Consider the following 17,222-nt stretch of genomic DNA (forward strand, 5'->3'; position numbering starts at 1 on the left):
TCGGGCCTCGCGTCGAGCTGAGCGACATCGATTGAGTCAGCGACATACACGATGCCCGCTCTGTCACGGCGGGTACTGGAGCCTCTCGACCGGACAGCTCGCTCAATGATGTTCACCCTGTCATCCTCTCAGGAACAGTAAAAGGCCCGCCCATTCAGCACATCACTGCACCAAACTGGCGGACCTCTCACGTTGCTTCTGAGGTTATATCTTCAGATACGAGGCATACTCGTTATCTCGGCGTATCGCTTTAAACAGCTCTACCGCAGTCACTCGCAACGCGGTAGCAATCCGACTGAGCGGCACTCCGGCAGCGAGCTGCTGCTCAGCGCCTAGCACCCGTTCCAGCGTCAGCACCGGGTCGGTCTCGTGCATCGTGGCGAAGTCGAACGCGAAACCTCGCGGACCCTTCATTGTCTTTGCCCGCTCAAGCGCAGCCATACGGCCAATCAGTTCCAGCGACTCGTCTGGCACCTGGGGAGACCGCGAATCCTGCTGCGTAGATGGGCTGCCGTCCGCATGAGCGTCCCCGCCCGTCACGGGCTTCAAGATGAACGCATCTTCCAGCGCCTCGAACCCCACCCCACGCTCCTTCAAGAACAGCAGGAGGTCGTAGAAGTCGGACACGGAGTCAGCGATCCGGTCGATACGATCTACGAAGATGAAATCGCCCGTCTGGGTTGCTGCGAGCATCCGGTTCAGGTTCACCCTCGCCGTGTCATACCGTGGCCCGTAATCACAGAAGAGCGCCACCGATCCGAGCGCTTCCGCGCGCTGCTCGGGGTGTTCGTCGCTGTAGTCGAGGTGCATATATCCGTAAACCTGGGAAGCCATTGTGGCCTGCCTTCCGTCTCATCGATGAGCGGCACTGTGCCGCCGATGATGAAGCCACGCTCACTGCTCGCACTCCGCAGCGATACAGCATCAAAAGCATGAATAGAAGCGCAGAGGTTAGCTACGAGTCTCTTCTCAGCGACGAAGCCCGGAATTCAGGCGCGGCCAAGGACGTTCGAGCACTAGTTGCTTGGAACACCGCAGGCTCATCAGGCCACACGCATCTACTGAGGCCAGGAGCCGACTGATTGCCTGTATTCAGTAGCTTCCGCGTCTTCCGTGAACTCGAGAATATTTCCAACTCGTTGCAGCAAAACTTCTCGCACTTCGCTAGGTGTGGCAAAGAAGAATTCCTTCCGCGAATTTGCCTGATTGAGCGCCCGCGTGGCGAAATGCTTATGCAAGTCATTTTCCAGCGTCACGGCATCCTCTGAGAAGAAGAGTGCGTGTACGTCAAATCTGAATGGCACGGAAGCACCGCTGAGTTCAGAGATACGTTCCAAAGGCTGAAGACGCCGGGTTAGCCCAATCTTGACTACGCCCGCGCCAAAAGCTCCCTCGTTCGAAATTACATAAATGTAGCCCGCCCGAATATTGGCTGCGCGATAATCGTTCTGCTCGATGGCCTGATCTACAGCTGCAAGCCGCGCGATCAGATCTGAGTCTTCTCGACCTTGCAGCCGGAGCGCTGCAAGGGTATTTGTAAGGTGAGTTCGTTCCTTGTCCAACCGTGCGCGCTCTTCTTCAAGTTCGCGTTGCACGCGGGCTTCCTCCCGAAGCCGCGCTCGTTCTTCCTTGGCCTCTTCACGCTCTTCTTGCTTCTTCATCAGCCAATCAGCCGTAAGCTCAATTTCGGCTATGCGAAGCTGGTGGAAAACCTCGTCGATCCGCATTTCCATGAGAGCGCCAAGTTTTGCAATCGCCGAACGTGAAGCTTCAAGACGCCGCTTCGCAGTCTCTATGTTTCCCGCCCGGAGCGAGCGGATCACATTGTCTGCTTCAGCGTTATAGGCACGAAGCATCAACTTGCCAAGGTCAGCGGTCATCCGTCGCCCTTGGGCGAGCGAGTTGTTCAATGTGAACAACTCAGACTTTGCAATTGCCCGTCCGCTTCGCACCGAGTCGGCAATATCTGATTCAAGAGATTTCAGGCGATCTTTGTATGCTGCCGCCGACTCAAGTGGATGGTGATAGCGATAGATTCCTACATCCTGAAGGACACGGGCGTCATCCAGTTCGATAAGCCCTTGCCCTGATGATTCCTCAAGTCGAAGTCTCAGCTCCGCGTTCTCTGCTTCAAGAAACTCGACTCTTGCATTTTCGCTAGTCCCGAGAGCGCTTGTCTCAGCTGCCTTAGCTGTCTCGTTCTCGGCATCGCCAGTTGTATTTACGACAGGTGTCCCGTCATCAGATACCCAGAGTTGCCACCCTGCAGGCGGTTCCGGCCAGTTTGGGTCTGGGGTCCACCCCGCGGGCGGTTGCCATCCTGCCGGGGGTTTAGGCCAGCCCGGTGGTGGATTGAAAACAACGCTCATTGCCTACGACACTCGCTTTATGCCCGAAGAATCAATTTCTACAAGCCCCATCGGGTTCTTGGAGACCGTAGCTCCAAGGTGATCAAGCGTTGCCGAGGGAACTACAGAAGAAAGATCCAAACCAGCAAAGGCGCTTCGCTCTACTGCAACAGCAACGAAAGGAACATATGTTTCTCGTCCAGTCGCTGGGCTGATCGTCTTCGCCCCCAGTTCCAGGGAGATGCTACGCACAATTTCGCGACGATCTGCCTCAAAGACTTCGTGGAGGCTCCTTAAGGCGACCTGGTGCACAATACCGGCGTATCGATCTTTCATATCCTTTTGCGAGAGCTGCGTTTCAGTGATCTGATCCGTCGACTTCGTGTACTTAAACGCTTTGGTCTTTGGGACAGCCTCAGGCCCCGGAATTGTGAGTCGCAGCGTAAGCTCCGCCGCTGTCGGGTCAAAACTCGACTCGTGCTTCACCGGGAAATGCTCGGGATACACCGAGTTCATGAGCACAATGCTGACGTATTCTTGGACAGCATCGACGGTCCCGTACCCAAGACCTGCGATGAGCTGGTCAAGCTCCTCGTTTTGTTCGGCCGCGTCTCGCTCGCGCGCTTCGCACTCAGCCGCGTAACGCTGCTCGGCTTCTTCCAAAGACACAAGTCTGGCCCGCTCAGCCTCATCGTACTCGGCAGCTTGTGCTGCCCGGCGACCAGGCAACGCTTCCGTAGCGGCTTGCCAGGCATAGTAGTCAGTCGCATACTGTTGCTCCACGGCTGCATGTGCCGCTTCAAGCTTCTTTTTCTTACCAAAGAGCCCTGTCGGCGCTGGTACTTCACCGCGTACCGGCAAAGGTGGATCAGCAATTGGGGTAGGTGAAGGAGTCGGTCGTCTCAATTGTTCAGCAGGAAATGGTGGATGTTCCGCTACGACCCGCAGCGTTTCGAGGTCAACGAAATCATCGACACCAAGTGTTGCTTCAAGAAGTCCATCAAGCTCTGCATAATGCTCAGACAGTCCAAGGTTCAAAGACTCAACTTCTGCCTGCATCGCGGCAACGTGAGCGGCGAGCGCCTCACGTTCGAGTCGCTTTCTGTCCGCTTCAGCCGCGCGGGTAGCCGCTGCTTGAGCCCGTTCCGCAGCTTTCTGAGCCTGCTCCGCACGCCTTGCAGCGGCAAGCTGTTGCCTCGCAGCCGCACGCTGCCTTTGCTCGGCAAGCCGAGCCTGATGCTGCATTTCTGCCAAGAATCCTCTACGACGAGCCACTCAAACCTCCGAATGAACCGAGCCCATCCTAAATTTGAGTCAGGGCACAACTGAATATCTGGCAACACAGGCTTCCCTATGCGCATGGATCACCAGTTGTCATCTTATCTAGTGGCCCGAATGTGGCGTCGCCATCCCAGGCTGAACATTGGGATGCAGCTAACACCCTTGGCAGGCTCACCAAGCGTGTACATGAAATGTGCACACATTGGACTTTGGGCAGCATTTGAGGCACTCCCAGCCCTGGCGACAACGCCAGGCAGATTTGGAAGCGTCTGCGGCGATGACGACTGAGCGAAGCCCTCAGATGGAGTCCTCTTAACGGACAGCACCGACACCTACGCGATCCACCAGCCAACCCCCGGTACAACAAAACCCCCGGCGTGACCAGGGGTTTCAGTTGCGGCTTGTCGTAGCTGAGGCGGGGCTCGATCCCGCGACCTCACGATTATGAGTCGTGCGCTCTAACCAGCTGAGCTACTCAGCCATGTTGACCATGACGATCAAACAAGCCAGAGCCCCGACCGGGACTTGAACCCGGGACCCCTTCCTTACCATGGAAGTGCTCTACCACTGAGCTATCAGGGCGTAGCCACGATGCCGTGACAACCGTTAGAGCGTACCACCTTGTCAGAACGAATGCGAATTCAGGCGGGGATGCCCGGGCGTGCCGCGCACCGCAGCTGGCTCTCCGATTCGAACGCCGCCAACTTGGTAAGGTTGCGGCGAAACTGCGGTCGCATTCGCGGGCCCGCACAGAACGCGTTTTTGCGATGGGAGTTCGCGTGAAGAGTGTGTTGGTCACCGTCATGGGCCTGGTGCTCGCGGTATGGATGTCGGCCGGTCGCTGGTTCTTTGGCATCGGCGGCAGCCTCACCTGGTGGTACGTTCCCGCCATCGGCCTGACCTACGCGGTACTGATGCTCTGGATCGGGCACCGCATGGCGGTCACCGCACAGCGCGGCCGCCGCACAACCAGGGCGGTGTGGGTTGCGCTCATCCTCTCGTGGGTATGCGCGATCGGCTTCGGCCTCACTGTCCCAGACAACGTTGACGGGCAGCTCCACACGATCATCGGCGCAGCGGCCGGCTCACAGTTCTCTGCAGAAATGGCGATCGCGTTGTGTAACCCGCTCGGGATCCTCGCCTTCGCACTTGCCTTCGGCGCCCTCGGCTTCGCGATCGCGAACGGCCGCGAACCCCGCCCAGAAGAGGACGAGGCGCTCGATTACGCTGAGGCCGGGGCGCAGCACATGGCACCGCATCCCCTCCTCAGCCCGGTGCGGGAGGACACGAGCACGCCCCCCGAGGCCAGGTAGCTACCCAAGCGAGGGCGTCACCGCCTGACCGCGCACCTCCCCGCCCTACGCGCGTCGCTCGCGCGCGACGGCCCACGCAGTGAGCCCGGCCCCGGCCGCGCCCCAGAGCGCGAGGAGCGCGGCTGCGCCCCCGGCTCCGCTGGCCCCTGCGGCGAGCGCCTGGAAGCCCGTGAAGGCGGCGCCGATGGGGCTCGCGTCGCCAACGGCTGCGAGCACACCCGGCACCGTCGAAACGATCCCCACCGTGAACGCGATCACCAGCAGCGCGAACGCCGCGAATCGGCCGTAGCCACCAAAGCGCGCCGATAGGCCCTGCACGATGAGTGAAAACGCGGTGCCTGCGAGCACGGAAAGCCCGAAGAAGCCGGCCGCCTGAGCGAAGTCGTAGCGCAGCGCTATCGGGAGGACGACCCCGGCGATCGCGCCCTGAGCAGCGCCGAGCAGCAGCGCAGGCCGAACGCTGCGCAGGGTGAGCGCGAGCACGCCCTTTGCCGCCTCGCGGGTGCGCGACCAGAGCGGCGCGAGCACGAGGAACGCTGCGAGTGCGCCTGCCCACAGCGCGATGCCCGCGAACAGCGGTATCCCGGATGAGTTGAAGAGCTCGTCGCTACCGCCCTCGGCCTTCACCGTTTCAACGGCGGTCTCCGCCATGGTGGTGCGCTCGTCCTCGGTGTAGTTGGGGATCTGCGCTGCGGCCTCGTCGAGACCAGCAGCCAGGGTCTTCGTGCCCTCGGCTGCGGCGCCAGCTCCCTCCGCGAGTGTGTCGGCGCCGTCAGCGAGCTCGCCTGCGCCACCCGCGAGCTGGCTCACGCCGCCGGCGAGCTGGTCTGCGCCGGCTGAGAGCGCTGGGGCCTGCCCGGCGAGCTGTGAGACGCCGCCGGAGAAGGTTGTCATGCCCCCGGCGAACTCGCCAACGCCGGCGGCGAAGTTTTCCGCGCCCGTCGCGAGTTCGGCCTGGCCGTTTGCGGCTGCCCGCGCGCCAGTGGCGAGGTCGGTGCCGGCGTTTCGTAGTTGTACGAGTTGCGACCCGGAGCTGCCGCTTGCTGCCCCCGCGAGTTCGTCGATCGCTGCGTCAACGGCGGCGAGGAGTGCTGCCTTCGGGTGCTCCTCTGGGAAGAGTTCTTCGGGGAGCGCTTCGATGGCGGCTCGCAGCTGCTGCAGCGGCTCGAGCGCCTGGCCGGAGCCGGCGATGATCGGTTCGAGGACAGCGTTGACGAGCCCCGTGTACTGTTCCACGCCTGCGGCGAGGGTCGCCCCGCCGTTGGCCGAGTCCCGCGTTCCCTGTGCAAGCTCGGCGGCTCCGGCGGCTATGCCGGTTGCGCCTTCGGTGAGCTGGGTCGCCCCCGCTGCGAGCTCCTGCGTTCCCGCGGCGAGCTGCGAGGCACCTCCAGCGAGTTGCTGAGCCCCTCCGGAAAGTTCCTCCGCGCCCGATGCGAGACCGGTCGTGCCCTCTGCGAGTGCGTCGGCTCCGTCGGCGAGCTGCTTGCCTCCCCCTGCGAGCTCGCCCGCGCCTGCCGCGGCGTCGGTGACGCCGTCGTGCAGGGAGTTCATGCCGACGAAGATGTTGCCGACGAACTGTTCGCCTAGCTGCTGGTTGAGCACCCTGGTTGCCGTCTGGGTGACGATTCCCGCAAGCGCGGAGTCGAGGAGTCTGCCCTTGGCGCTGTCCGCGATCTCGATGGTCGCCGAGCGCGCGGCTTCTGGGCCGTCTGCGAGAGAGGTCGCGGCCGCCGAGAAGTCCTTGGGGATCGTGATCGTTGTCGCAAAGCGGCCGTCAGCGAGGCCGGCCTGCGCGTCAACGTCGTCGGTGAGCACCCAGGTGAAGTTTTGCCGCTCGGGTGTTTCGGCTGCCGGTTCGTCGCCGCCTGCGATGAGTTCCGCAGCGAGGATCCTGCCAAGCGGCACGAGTTGGCCGTCTACTTCAACCGGCTCATCGTGGTTCACGACGGCCGCGGTGACGTTGGGCAGGCGGTCGCTCGGATTCCACAGCCCCCAGAGGAAGAGGCCAGCGACGGTGAGCGGGACGAGGAGCAGCCCGAGTAGCGTGGTCCAGCTGATGCGTTTTCCGCGGAGCGGTGACAGTGCGGGGGTCATCGTGCGCTCTCCATTTCGAGGCGTTCTGCGAGGTCGGTTGGGGGCGCGACGGCGGCCTGCCCGGTCGGGAGCACGCGGCCAGCGAGAGCAGGGTCTCCGAGGACAATAAGGATTGGGTCTGCGTCGTCTGGGCCGCGCTCGACGCGCCAGGCGGCGAGCGCTGAGCGCACGTCTGCGAGCGTCGCGGGCGACAGCGGCGCGATTTCGGCCTCCCGCAGGTCGAGTACGAGGAGTTCCGGCGCGTCGCGCAGGGCCTGCCGCAGGGTGTCTGGATCGGCCCAGGCTGCCCGCGCACGGAGCGAGCTCGCGCGCTCAGGTAGCAGCAGTCCGCCGACTTTGAGGGTTCCGGCTACGATCCGCCCCCTGCCGCTCAGGGCCTGCGCGAGCGGCAGGCTTGCCAGGTTGCGCTGGTCGAGCACGAGGGCGTCGCCAGCTCCGAGGCGCACTTCGGGGGTGACGACGTTGGCGCCCCGGCCCCTAAGCGTCAACCTTGAGGAGGCGACACGCGCATCGGGCATGTCTGCCGGCCACGTAGCGTGTGCGATTTCACGTGCGAGCCCCTCGCCCTCGACGTCGAATGAGGGCAGCACGCGTGCGAGCCAGCGCGGCATCTGCCACGCACGGTCGCCGAGCAGTGCGAGCACGGCAGGCACGAGCGTCATACGGACAATGAAGGCGTCGACGAATACGCCGACTGCGAGGCCGAGCGCGATCACCTTGATGCTTGGGTCCCCCGCGGGTACGAACGCCGCGAACACGGCGATCATGATGAGCGCGGCGGCCGTCACCACCTTCGCCGACCCGACGAAGCCGCGGTGGATCGCGCGTTGAGCGTCACCACCGTGCACATACTCCTCGCGCATCCGCGCAACGAGGAACACCTCGTAGTCCATCGCGAGGCCGAAGAGCACGCCCATGAGGATGATCGGCATGAAGCTCAGCACCGGCCCCGTCGAGCTCACGTGCAGCGCGTCGGCAAGCCAGCCCCACTGGAAGACGGCGACGACGGCGCCGAACGCGACGCCGACGGACAGCAGGTAGCCGAGCGTGGCTTTGATGGGCACCCACACTGAGCGGAAGACCATCGCGAGCAGCACGAGCGAGAGCCCGACGACAAAGATGCCGAAGGGCAGCAGCGCGCTCATCAGCTGCGCCGAGACGTCGATACCGATTGCGGTGAACCCTGTGACGGCGAGGCTCACACCATAGGTGTCCTCCCATTCGTCGTGGCGGTCGCGGAGCTCTTGCACGAGGGCTGTGGTGCTCGCTGCGTGCGCTCCCTCCTCCGGGATGACCTGGATAATTCCGGTGTCTGCACCAGGGTTGGGGGTTGCGAGCGGCACCTCTGCGACGCCGGGAACCTGTTCAACCTCCCGCTTCAGGTCGTCCATGAGCCCCAGCGGGTCGGTGCTCGAAATGATCGACCCGGTCAAGAGCAGCGGCGCGTTGAAGCCCTCGCCGAAGTGCTCGCCTGTGAGCTCGTGGGTGACGCGTGCTGGGTCGTCCACAGCGAGCGAGGTCGCGTCGGGCAGTGCGAGGCGCAGCTGCAGCGCGGGGATTGCGCCGACGCCGAGCACGATGAGCACCGCGACTATGGTGAAGATCGGACGCTTCGTTGCCCCTCGCACCCAGCCCGCGAAGAACCGGTCAGCACGAGTCTGGGTGACCGTGGCTGCTTCGGCCTGCCCGTGGCCCGCATCGCCCGCTGTCTCGGCTGCAGCCTCGCTCGCCGGCCGGTGTTTGCGCGGCAGGATCCGCATCCCCACCATTGACAACACCGCTGGGGTGAGCGTAATGGCGATGAGCACGGCAACGGCGACGGCCGCCGCCGCGGCGACGCCGAGCGCGGTGAGGAACGGAATGCGCGCCACCGCGAGGCCGACGAGCGCGATGATGACGGTGAGCCCGGCGAAGACCACTGCCGACCCCGACGTTGCGGTCGCTCGCGCGATCGATTCGCGCACGCTGAGCCCCGCTCTGAGCTGCTCCTGATGCCTGCTGACGATGAAGAGGGTGTAGTCAATGCCGACCGCGAGCCCCAGCATCAGCGCGAGCATGGGCGTCGTTGATGTGAGGTCAACGAAAGCGGTCACGAAGAACAATCCAGCAATCGAGACACCGACGCCGATGAGCGCGATGAGGAGCGGCATGCCGGCGGCGATGAGTGATCCGAGGGTGAGGATCAGCACGACAAACGCAATGACGACGCCGATCGCTTCCGTCGGGCTGAGCGACGGGACAGCCGCGGAGAACATTTCGCCGCCGTAGGCCACCTCGGCGTTGCCTGGGAGCGCCTCGCGGAGCTCGTCGCTTGCCGCAGCGATGCCGTCGATGGTCTCCTGCGCGACCCCCGTCATTTCCCCATCGACCTGGACCCGGACGAGCAACGCCCGGCCGTCGGGCGAAATCTCCGTGTTCGCTGCCGCCGCGTCTCCCGTGCCGAACGGGGTGAGCACGCCCGAAACTCCCGGAAGCGCCTCAAGGTCGCCAACGACGGATTCGACCGCGCTGCGGTAGCGTCCGCTCTCAAGGTCGCCTGCCGTCGGCGACACGACGATGATCGTTGCGCTCGTTCCGCTCACCTCGGGGAACGTGTGCGAAAGCGAGGTGATCGCGTCTTGCGCTTCGGTGCCGGGGATGGAGATCGGCGCGTCTGCGCCCTTCCCGAAGGTGAGCGCGCCGGCGGCGAGCACTGCCAGCACCACCAGCCATACGGTCAGCACAAGCCACTTTGCGCGGGCGGCCCATCGCCCGAGGGCATAGAGTGCGGAAGACATACGATCCCATCGATCAAGCGTTCGATACAGGAGTGTATCGATCTCGATACAGTACTGTATTCGTTATTACTGTTGCGAATCTGTGAGGAGGCAAGATGTCAGACAGCACCACGACGAACGACGCCGACCCCGTGAGCGCGCGCCGGAGAGAGACCCGCACCCGGCTCCTTGACGCCGCGACAGGGGTCTTTGCCGAGTTCGGCATCCAGGGCGCCTCCGTCGAGCGCATTTGCGCCCGCGCCGACTTCACCCGTGGCGCGTTTTACTCCAACTTCTCATCGAAGGAGGAGCTCTTCCTCGCCCTACTCAAACGCGAATACGAGGATCGCGCTAGCCAGATCCGCCTCCGCGCCGCCGAACTCACCGCGCGCCTGCGCGAGGTGGACGAGCCACCAACGCACGCCGACGCAGCGAAGTACGTCACCGCGTTCCTCTCACCGCGCGGAACCGAGTCGAGCTGGTTTACGCTCGAAACCGAATTCCTGCTGCTCGCCCTGCGGGATCCAGCCGGGCCGATTAGCCACATCGATTTCAACCTGCAGTTCCGCGAAGAGCTCAGCCACGTTGTCGAAAGCATCATCCACGCGGCCGGCAGACGATTCACCATCCCAGTGGACCGCGCCATGGTGATCCTTACAGGCGTCTACGAGCGCGCGGTTCGCGTGAGCGCACTCAACGGGGTCGAAGCCCCCGAGGGAATCTCCGAGCTGGGCGAGCGCTTTTCAGAACTCCTCTTCACCATCACCGAGTGCACCTAGGTCAGCGATAGCCGTGCCGGTAAGATCGAACCGTGCTGCTTTCAGATCGCGATATCAATGCCGAGCTCGGCGCGGGCCGCATCAAGCTCACCCCGAGTGAGCCCTCCATGGTTCAGCCGTCGAGCGTCGACGTACGCTTCGACCGCTTCGTGCGCCTCTTCGACAACCACAAGTACGCCCTCATCGACCCTGCAGAGGATCAGCCAGAGCTGACACGCCTCGTCGAGGTTGACCCTGAAGAGGGGTTCATCCTCCACCCAGGGGAGTTCGTGCTCGGCTCAACGTTCGAGCTCGTCGGGCTCCCAGACGACATCGCTGCGCGACTCGAGGGCAAGAGCTCGCTCGGGCGCCTCGGCCTGCTCACGCACTCGACGGCCGGGTTCATCGACCCCGGATTCGAGGGTCACATCACGCTCGAACTCTCCAACGTGTCGACGCTGCCGATCCGCCTCTGGCCTGGCATGAAAATCGGCCAGCTCTGTTTCTTTAGGCTCTCCTCGCCGGCCGAGCGCCCCTACGGTGCTGGCGCGACCTTCTCGCGCTATCTCGGGCAGCGCGGACCGACCGCATCTCGCTCACACCTGAACTTCCACCGCGGCGACGTGACGGGCTCAGACGAGGGCAACCGCGGCAGCTAGCGAACGCCAGCCAGGCGGCTCGAGCGCGCAAGCACGGTGTGCTAGCTTCGCGCACCAGCTATCCGGAGCGCCTCGTCGAGGAACACCTGCCACCCGTCGAGGGTTGCCGCCTTCTGCTCGTGCGGAAAATCCGGTGTGTTCTGCGTCATGTGGAGCGCTGCTCCGCCATCCGCCGCATAGACGGCAAACGTCACGAGCACCTCTGGGGCGTCCGCCCCAGGCATATCGGTGAGGGTGAGCTCGAAGTGCGTTGGCGCGTCAACGCGCACAAAACGCCCCGACCAATCGATGGTGTTGCCATCCGGCAGCACCATCGTTGCCCGCCACGTGTTGCCAGCTATGGCGTTGAACTCGAGCCGGTCCTCCGGCACGTCGACTTCGCTGCCACCAAACCAGCTGGCGAACGAGCTCGCGTCTGTGAGCGCAGCGAACACCGCCTCCGGCGAGGCCTCGGTCGTGCGATCGATCTCAATTCCCGAGTGCGTCACTCCGGTCATGGTGGCTCCTCTCCGCCAGGGACGGTCGTCCCGGACTACCGAGACTACTGTCGCAGCACGCCCCGCGAAACCCCGCAGCGCTGGGAGCGCTACTCCGTGTCCGCGGATTCGCCGCAGGGGGCAAGGACGACGCGTAGCCGCGACACGGCCGGATCAAGCGCGCCTCGAACGAAACCGATCGGTGAGGCAGCGACCTCGCGGAGGAACGCGACGGCCTCGCGGGTGATTTCCTCACCCGGAGCAATGTTGGGGATCCCCGGAGGGTAGGCCGCGAGCGCGTCAGCTGACACACGACCGAGCGCCTGCTCGGCCGGCACTACCTCTGTCTCGGCGAAATACGCGGCGCGTGGGGTCATCCGCCGTCGCCCTGGCGACGGGAGCTGCAGCGCCGGTTGCGCGTCGGCGCGCTCGCCGGTGTTGCGCAGCACCTCCTGCATCGCCGAAAAGAGGCGATCGACGTCGAGTTCCTTCCCCGGCCCGAGGAACGCGACCACCGCGGCGGCCGTCGCAATCTCGAGCAGGATCCCGTGCGAGCGCGCAAGCTCTGCCCGCATCTCGTAGCCCGACATTCCAGCCTTGGACAGCCCAATGGAAACGCGAAGCGGATCGGCCTGCACGACGCTCGGGTACCGCGGGAAGTCGTCACTCACCAGGGTGAGGGTGTCGTGATCGCGGATCAAACCTCGCAATCGTTCAGCTCGCTCGACGCTCGCACCGATCCGCGCCGTCTCGAGCACGAGGCTGCGACGAGCGATATCCAACGAGCCGAGCAGCAGCGAGCTCGCGCTGGTCGTCTGCGTCAGGTTGAACGCGCGTTCGAGCGCCGGCTCAAGCGCCGCAGCGAACGGCCCTTCGGCGAGCAGGAGCATCGCCGACTGGCCAAGGCTCCCACCCATCTTGTGGGTGCTCGTCACGACGATGTCGGCACCGATCCGCGTGGGAAACTCCGGCAGATCCTCGTGGAAGCCGAAGTGGGCTCCCCACGCGGCGTCAACAATGAGCGGCACCCCGTGCGCGTGCGCGACAGCGGCGAGACCCGCGATATCCGCGACAGCGCCGAAGTAGCTCGGCGAGATCACATACGCGGCGCGCAGCCGCTCCCCGGAGGCGCTGGCCCGCGCGAAGGAAGCCTCGAGCGTTTCGGGGGTGAGCCCGTGATTGATGCCGTGGACCTCATCGAACTCCGGAAACGCCCACTCGGGGGCGAGACCGGTGACCACGAGGCCGTCAAGGAAGCTGGAGTGCGCGCTGCGCTGCGCCACAACGATGTCAGCGCTGCCCCCAGCCGCGGCCTCCGGCCCGGTAGCGCCGCCAGAGCCGACCGCGATCACGGCCATCCGGTTGCCCTGCGATGACCCGTTCGCGAGAAACCACGCTCGGCGGGCGCCCCACGCGTCCGCCGCAAGCGTTACCGCTTGCTCGAGCGGGCTGTCGACACCGGAGTCGATTCCATCGACGAGCTGGGGAATATCGTGGCGGAGCGCGCGCTCACCCAGGAAGTCGGCGAGCTCACGAGACATGCCGGTGGGGGTCGCAGCGTGCCCGGGAACCATGAACATCAGCGGATCCTGCTCCGCGTGCCGCCTGAGCGCCTCTGCGTATGGCGCCCGTTCGTGCTCGGGGCCGCGCCCCTGCGTGTGAGTCATCGCTCGCTGCTTCCGGTGTCGTTGGTCCGCGCTAGGCGCGCTCGTCGCGCTTCGCTTCGAGGTCAGCGTCGCGCGCTGCCTGGGCGGCGAGCATCGCGTTATACGCGTTGAGCTCTGAGTCGCCCGAGCGGTCCTCGGCACGGTCCTTGCGCTTCTGCTCCTTGCGGTCGCTGCGCGACCATTGCACCGCGACGACGAGCGCGAGCGCGAGGGTCGGCAGCTCGCCGATGCCCCAGGCGATCCCGCCACCTGTCGCCTGGTCTTCGAGCGGAGTCGCCCCCCAGGTGCGGCCCATCGCCCCGAACCAGTCGGCAAGGAAGAGGGAGTCGCCTGTCATGATCGTGACGCCGAAGAAGGCGTGTGACGCCATCGTCGCGAACAGGATCACGAGCCTGAAGGGGTACGGGGCGCGGTTCGGCACCGGATCAATACCGATCATCGTGAGGCTAAAGAGGTAGCCCGAGATAAGGAAGTGGATGATCATCCACTGGTGGCCAAGGTGCTCTGACGTCGCCCACCGCAGGATGGGCGAGAAGTAGAAGACCCACAGCGAGCCAACGAAGATTGCGGCAGCGACGACCGGGTTGGTGAGGAACCGCGACCACGGCGTCTGCAGCCCCCACATCACCCACTCGCGGGCGCCCCACGAGCCGTCCTTGCGCTTATCGGTCGCGCGCAGCAGCAGCGTCACTGGCGCGCCGAGCACGAGCACGAGCGGGATGAGCATCGTGAACATCATGTGCCCAAGCATGTGCACACTGAACAGGTACTGCTCGTATGCGTTCAGCGCACCGTTCGTGGAGTAGAACAGGAAGAGCATGCCTGCGATCCAGGCAATGGTGCGGCCAACCGGCCAGCTGTCGCCGCGCCTCCGCAGCCGCACAACACCCGCGAGGTAGAAAAGAATCCCGAACGCCGAGACGAGTCCCCAGGCAAGGTCGAACTTCCACTCGGTGATGTAGCTCATCGGCGTGAGCTCAGCCGGCAGCGGGTCCCCCGTGAGGATCTCAGCGGGTGAGGCGCCGACCGACGGGTCGATCGGCTCGAGCGGGACGGGGGTAGCCGTGCGCCCGAGCGCGCCAGCAATGCCGCTCGCGAAGCCCATGAGTGCCAGCTCGGCGATGACGAACCAGGCGAATACCCGCATGCCGCGGTCGCTCTTCGCGATGCGCGGGATGAGCCGCTGGCGGTGCACAGCACCGAACGCGCCGAGCAGCACAAGCGCGACAACCTTGAGCACAACGAGCTTGCCGTAGCCCGTGCCAAACAGCGCGTCGAGCGAACCGATGCGCACCCACGCGCTCACCACGCCGGACGCGCTCACCGCGACAAAAGCGATGAGCGCGATCGACGAGTAGCGCGAAACGAGCAGCGCGAGCCGCTCACGGTTCACCGTCTGCGCGACGAACATGAGCACGAGCAGCCCACCGAGCCAGACCGCCGCGCCAACGAGGTGCACGAGCAGCGAGTTCACGGCCTGGCTGTGGCCAGCGGCACCAGCAGCGTGTCCCTGCTGCGCAAGCGGAAGCGTCGTGAACAGGGCGAACACGAGCACGAGCAGTGTGAGCTTTCTGCCTCGCACCGCGAACGCGAGCACCGTCACTACCGCCGCGATGAGCAGCTCCCAGAGCCACAGCTGACCGAGCTCGACCTCAGTGACGAACTGTGCCAGCCCCGCGCCGAACGCGGAAGAGGCCGAGAAGGGCATCGAGGCGAGGTCGCTGTAGGTGAAGATCAGTGTTGCCGCCGACGCGACCGTGAGCACGGCGGCTGAGCCGGCCGCGATGTCGAGTGCGAGCCCGTGCTCGCGACGTTCAGCCGAGAACGCCCAAACGGCCATCACGAGCGAGCCGATGAGGCCGGCAACCGCGACGTTCACGAGCGTGCGGAGCAGCGGGATGCCGATGCGGACAACCGCCCCGGGATCCGCGAGATCGCGCTCGTTCGCGGCTCCGCCAAGCGAGAGGCCCCACAGCACCGCGACGAGGGTCGCGGCGAGGAGTACGGCTGGAGCGATCACGCGAATAAATCGGGGCACCCCACTAGCCTACGCGGGCCAGGCTGACTGCCCGCACCTAAGCTGAAGCTATGTTGTTTCTCTTCATCGGCGCCGCGATCCTCAACGTGTACGCAGCGACGCTCGTAATCCTTCGAGCCGCCGTGTACCGGACCCGGTTGTATCGCCCGATGCTGCTGAACATTGTGCTGTCCGTGCTGCCGATTCTGCTGCTCGCGCTCGCCTTCATTGCGCTGCTGAGCCTGCTGCCGGTGAGCAAGGTACTCGCGCTCACCGTCGTGGCCGTCATCGGCGTTGCGTGGCTGCTCATGCTGCCGAACGCGAGCTACCTCATCACGGAGCTCAACCAGTCGCACCGCAACGAGGACGACCCGGTGCCGCTCTGGTACGACATTATTCTCGTCATTTCGCTCGCGATGAGCGGCGTCATCAACACGATCGTGAACGTGTTCGTCGCGCAGCTGCTCTTCAGCGTCGTGCTTGCCGACGACCAAGCGCTGTCGTTCTTCAAACCACGCTCGATGATCATGCTCGCTGCCGTGCTGCTGCTCGTCGGTCTCGGCATGTACCTCGGCCGCTACCTGCGGCTCAACAGTTGGGATGTGCGGCACCCGGCCGCGCTCGCACGCAAGGTACTCGCGCACTTCAGCGAACGCGGCAACGCGCTCGCGTGTTTCGGCTTCACCCTCACGTATGCGCTATTCATCGGCATCCTCTACCTCACGATCGTCACGCCGATCGTGTTCGGGCTCTACGAACTCGAGCTCGCCCGCCAGTAACCCTGGCGGGTGAGCTCGAGACGCCACAACGTTGACCTACCGGTTACGGCACCTCGACGCGTCCGGTGCGGCGGCGGATCTCGTCCGCGACCTCGCGCGCATCACCCTCAGGCGCCGTCGACTTCGTGTCCGGTCGCGCGATGAATAGGTACAGCAGGCCCGTGACGAGCACGACGCACAGGCCGATGAGCACCACGTAGTTCTGGAAGAACGTGCCGCCGGAATCTGGCTTCGCGAGCAGGATGATCGCGAAGACGCCGTAGGCGAGGGCCGCGACGTTGATCACTGTGCCGAGCGTGCCGAGACGGAACGGGCCTGCCGGCTTCCACCCCTTGAAGCGCTGGCGGAGCGCCGCGAGCACGACCATCTGGAACGCGACGTAGATGCCGAGGATCGCGAACGAGGTGACCGGAACAAGGATGCCGTCGTTGAAGTAGATCAGCACGCAGATGAGCGCGGGAACCGTGCACGCAACAATGAGTGCGTTCGTCGGCACCTTGCTGCGCGGCGACACCTTCGACAGCCAGGTGTGGCCAGGGAGCATGCCGTCGCGGGCGAAGGAGTACAGCAGGCGGGAGGCAGCGGCCTGCAGGCTGAGCACGCACGAAACGAACGCGAGCACGGTGACGACGAGGAAGATCTTCGCCCCAACGGTGCCGAGCGTCGCCTCGAGGATCGCGGGGATCGGATCCGTGATCTCACCAGAAACGATGCCCTCGAGGTCGGGGGCTGCGAGCACGTAGCCCGCGAACGAGAACAGTGCGGAGACCGCGCCGACGAGGATCGTCATCATCATTGCGCGCGGGATGCGGCGAGCCGGGTCCGCGACCTCTTCTGCCACGTCGCCGCATGCCTCGAACCCGTAGAAGAGGAAGAGCCCTGCGAGCGCTGAGGCGAGGAAGACGGGCACGTATGAGCCCTCACCCTCGACGCCCATGGTGTCAAAGAACACCGAGAACTCCTGCTTGCGCTGGAAGATGAGGAGGTAGAGGCCGAGGCCGATCACGCCGATAAGCTCGGCCGCGAGACCGATGCGCGCGATGCGCGCGAGGCCCTTCGTGCCAGAGAAGTTAG

13 protein-coding genes and 2 tRNA genes are annotated in these 17,222 nt (G+C 64.6%); 4 read left to right on the forward strand and 11 right to left on the reverse strand.

Translation table 11 applies throughout. The annotated features are described in order from the left end of the window. Positions 1-204: 204 nt before the first annotated feature. From SD72_RS15645 to SD72_RS15665, 5 genes are all read right to left on the reverse strand, one after another. Positions 205-834, reverse strand: coding sequence for a recombinase family protein (locus tag SD72_RS15645; protein WP_042545404.1), 630 nt, complete (start codon positions 832-834; stop codon positions 205-207). A 224-nt stretch (positions 835-1,058) separates the two neighbouring features. Further along, complete coding sequence (locus SD72_RS15650; protein ID WP_042545405.1) at positions 1,059-2,369, reverse strand: DUF4041 domain-containing protein; 1,311 nt, start codon at positions 2,367-2,369, stop codon at positions 1,059-1,061. A 3-nt stretch (positions 2,370-2,372) separates the two neighbouring features. Continuing rightward, positions 2,373-3,593, reverse strand: coding sequence for a hypothetical protein (locus SD72_RS17165; protein WP_052492763.1), 1,221 nt, complete (start codon positions 3,591-3,593; stop codon positions 2,373-2,375). Positions 3,594-4,036: 443 nt separating this feature from the next. Then, a tRNA-Met gene (locus SD72_RS15660) sits at positions 4,037-4,110 on the reverse strand. A 29-nt stretch (positions 4,111-4,139) separates the two neighbouring features. After that, positions 4,140-4,211, reverse strand: a tRNA-Thr gene (locus tag SD72_RS15665). 197 nt (positions 4,212-4,408) lie between these two features. Between SD72_RS15665 and SD72_RS15670 the strand changes: the two genes are divergently transcribed. After that, entirely contained in the window at positions 4,409-4,942 is a 534-nt protein-coding gene (locus SD72_RS15670; protein ID WP_198142011.1) for a hypothetical protein, read from the forward strand. A 45-nt stretch (positions 4,943-4,987) separates the two neighbouring features. Here SD72_RS15670 and SD72_RS15675 read toward each other — a convergent pair whose 3' ends face one another. Continuing rightward, entirely contained in the window at positions 4,988-7,036 is a 2,049-nt protein-coding gene (locus SD72_RS15675; protein WP_042545406.1) for a YhgE/Pip domain-containing protein, read from the reverse strand. Further along, positions 7,033-9,813, reverse strand: a complete 2,781-nt coding sequence (locus SD72_RS15680; protein ID WP_042545407.1) for an MMPL family transporter — start codon at positions 9,811-9,813, stop codon at positions 7,033-7,035. Before SD72_RS15680 ends, SD72_RS15675 begins: the two co-directional genes overlap by 4 nt. 95 nt (positions 9,814-9,908) lie before the next feature. On the opposite strand from SD72_RS15680, the gene SD72_RS15685 reads away from it, so the two are divergent. After that, the gene (locus tag SD72_RS15685) at positions 9,909-10,571 is read left to right on the forward strand and encodes a TetR/AcrR family transcriptional regulator (protein WP_042545408.1); all 663 of its coding nucleotides are present in this window, start codon (positions 9,909-9,911) and stop codon (positions 10,569-10,571) included. 32 nt (positions 10,572-10,603) lie between these two features. After that, positions 10,604-11,209 carry a dCTP deaminase gene (gene dcd / locus SD72_RS15690; RefSeq protein WP_042545409.1) on the forward strand — a complete coding sequence of 202 codons (606 nt, stop codon included), beginning with the start codon at positions 10,604-10,606 and terminating at the stop codon, positions 11,207-11,209. Positions 11,210-11,250: 41 nt separating this feature from the next. Here dcd and SD72_RS15695 read toward each other — a convergent pair whose 3' ends face one another. The 3 genes from SD72_RS15695 to SD72_RS15705 all read right to left on the reverse strand — a co-directional run bounded on the left by SD72_RS15695 (position 11,251) and on the right by SD72_RS15705 (position 15,390). Further along, the gene (locus tag SD72_RS15695) at positions 11,251-11,706 is read right to left on the reverse strand and encodes an SRPBCC family protein (protein WP_042545410.1); all 456 of its coding nucleotides are present in this window, start codon (positions 11,704-11,706) and stop codon (positions 11,251-11,253) included. Between the two features lie 89 nt (positions 11,707-11,795). Further along, entirely contained in the window at positions 11,796-13,352 is a 1,557-nt protein-coding gene (locus SD72_RS15700) for an aminotransferase class I/II-fold pyridoxal phosphate-dependent enzyme (RefSeq protein ID WP_042545411.1), read from the reverse strand. 31 nt (positions 13,353-13,383) lie between these two features. Continuing rightward, on the reverse strand, positions 13,384-15,390 hold the full coding sequence (locus tag SD72_RS15705; RefSeq protein WP_198142012.1) for a cytochrome c oxidase assembly protein: 2,007 nt from the start codon (positions 15,388-15,390) through the stop codon (positions 13,384-13,386). A gap of 50 nt (positions 15,391-15,440) precedes the next feature. Between SD72_RS15705 and SD72_RS15710 the strand changes: the two genes are divergently transcribed. Then, positions 15,441-16,148 (forward strand): DUF1361 domain-containing protein, encoded by a 708-nt coding sequence (locus SD72_RS15710; RefSeq protein ID WP_042545413.1) that lies wholly within the window; start codon positions 15,441-15,443, stop codon positions 16,146-16,148. 43 nt (positions 16,149-16,191) lie between these two features. Here the strand turns inward: SD72_RS15710 and SD72_RS15715 are convergent. Then, on the reverse strand, positions 16,192-17,222 hold a 1,031-nt coding region (locus tag SD72_RS15715), incomplete at its 5' end, for an APC family permease (RefSeq protein ID WP_042545414.1).

Source organism: Leucobacter komagatae (assembly GCF_000834055.1).
Taxonomy (GTDB): domain Bacteria; phylum Actinomycetota; class Actinomycetes; order Actinomycetales; family Microbacteriaceae; genus Leucobacter; species Leucobacter komagatae_A.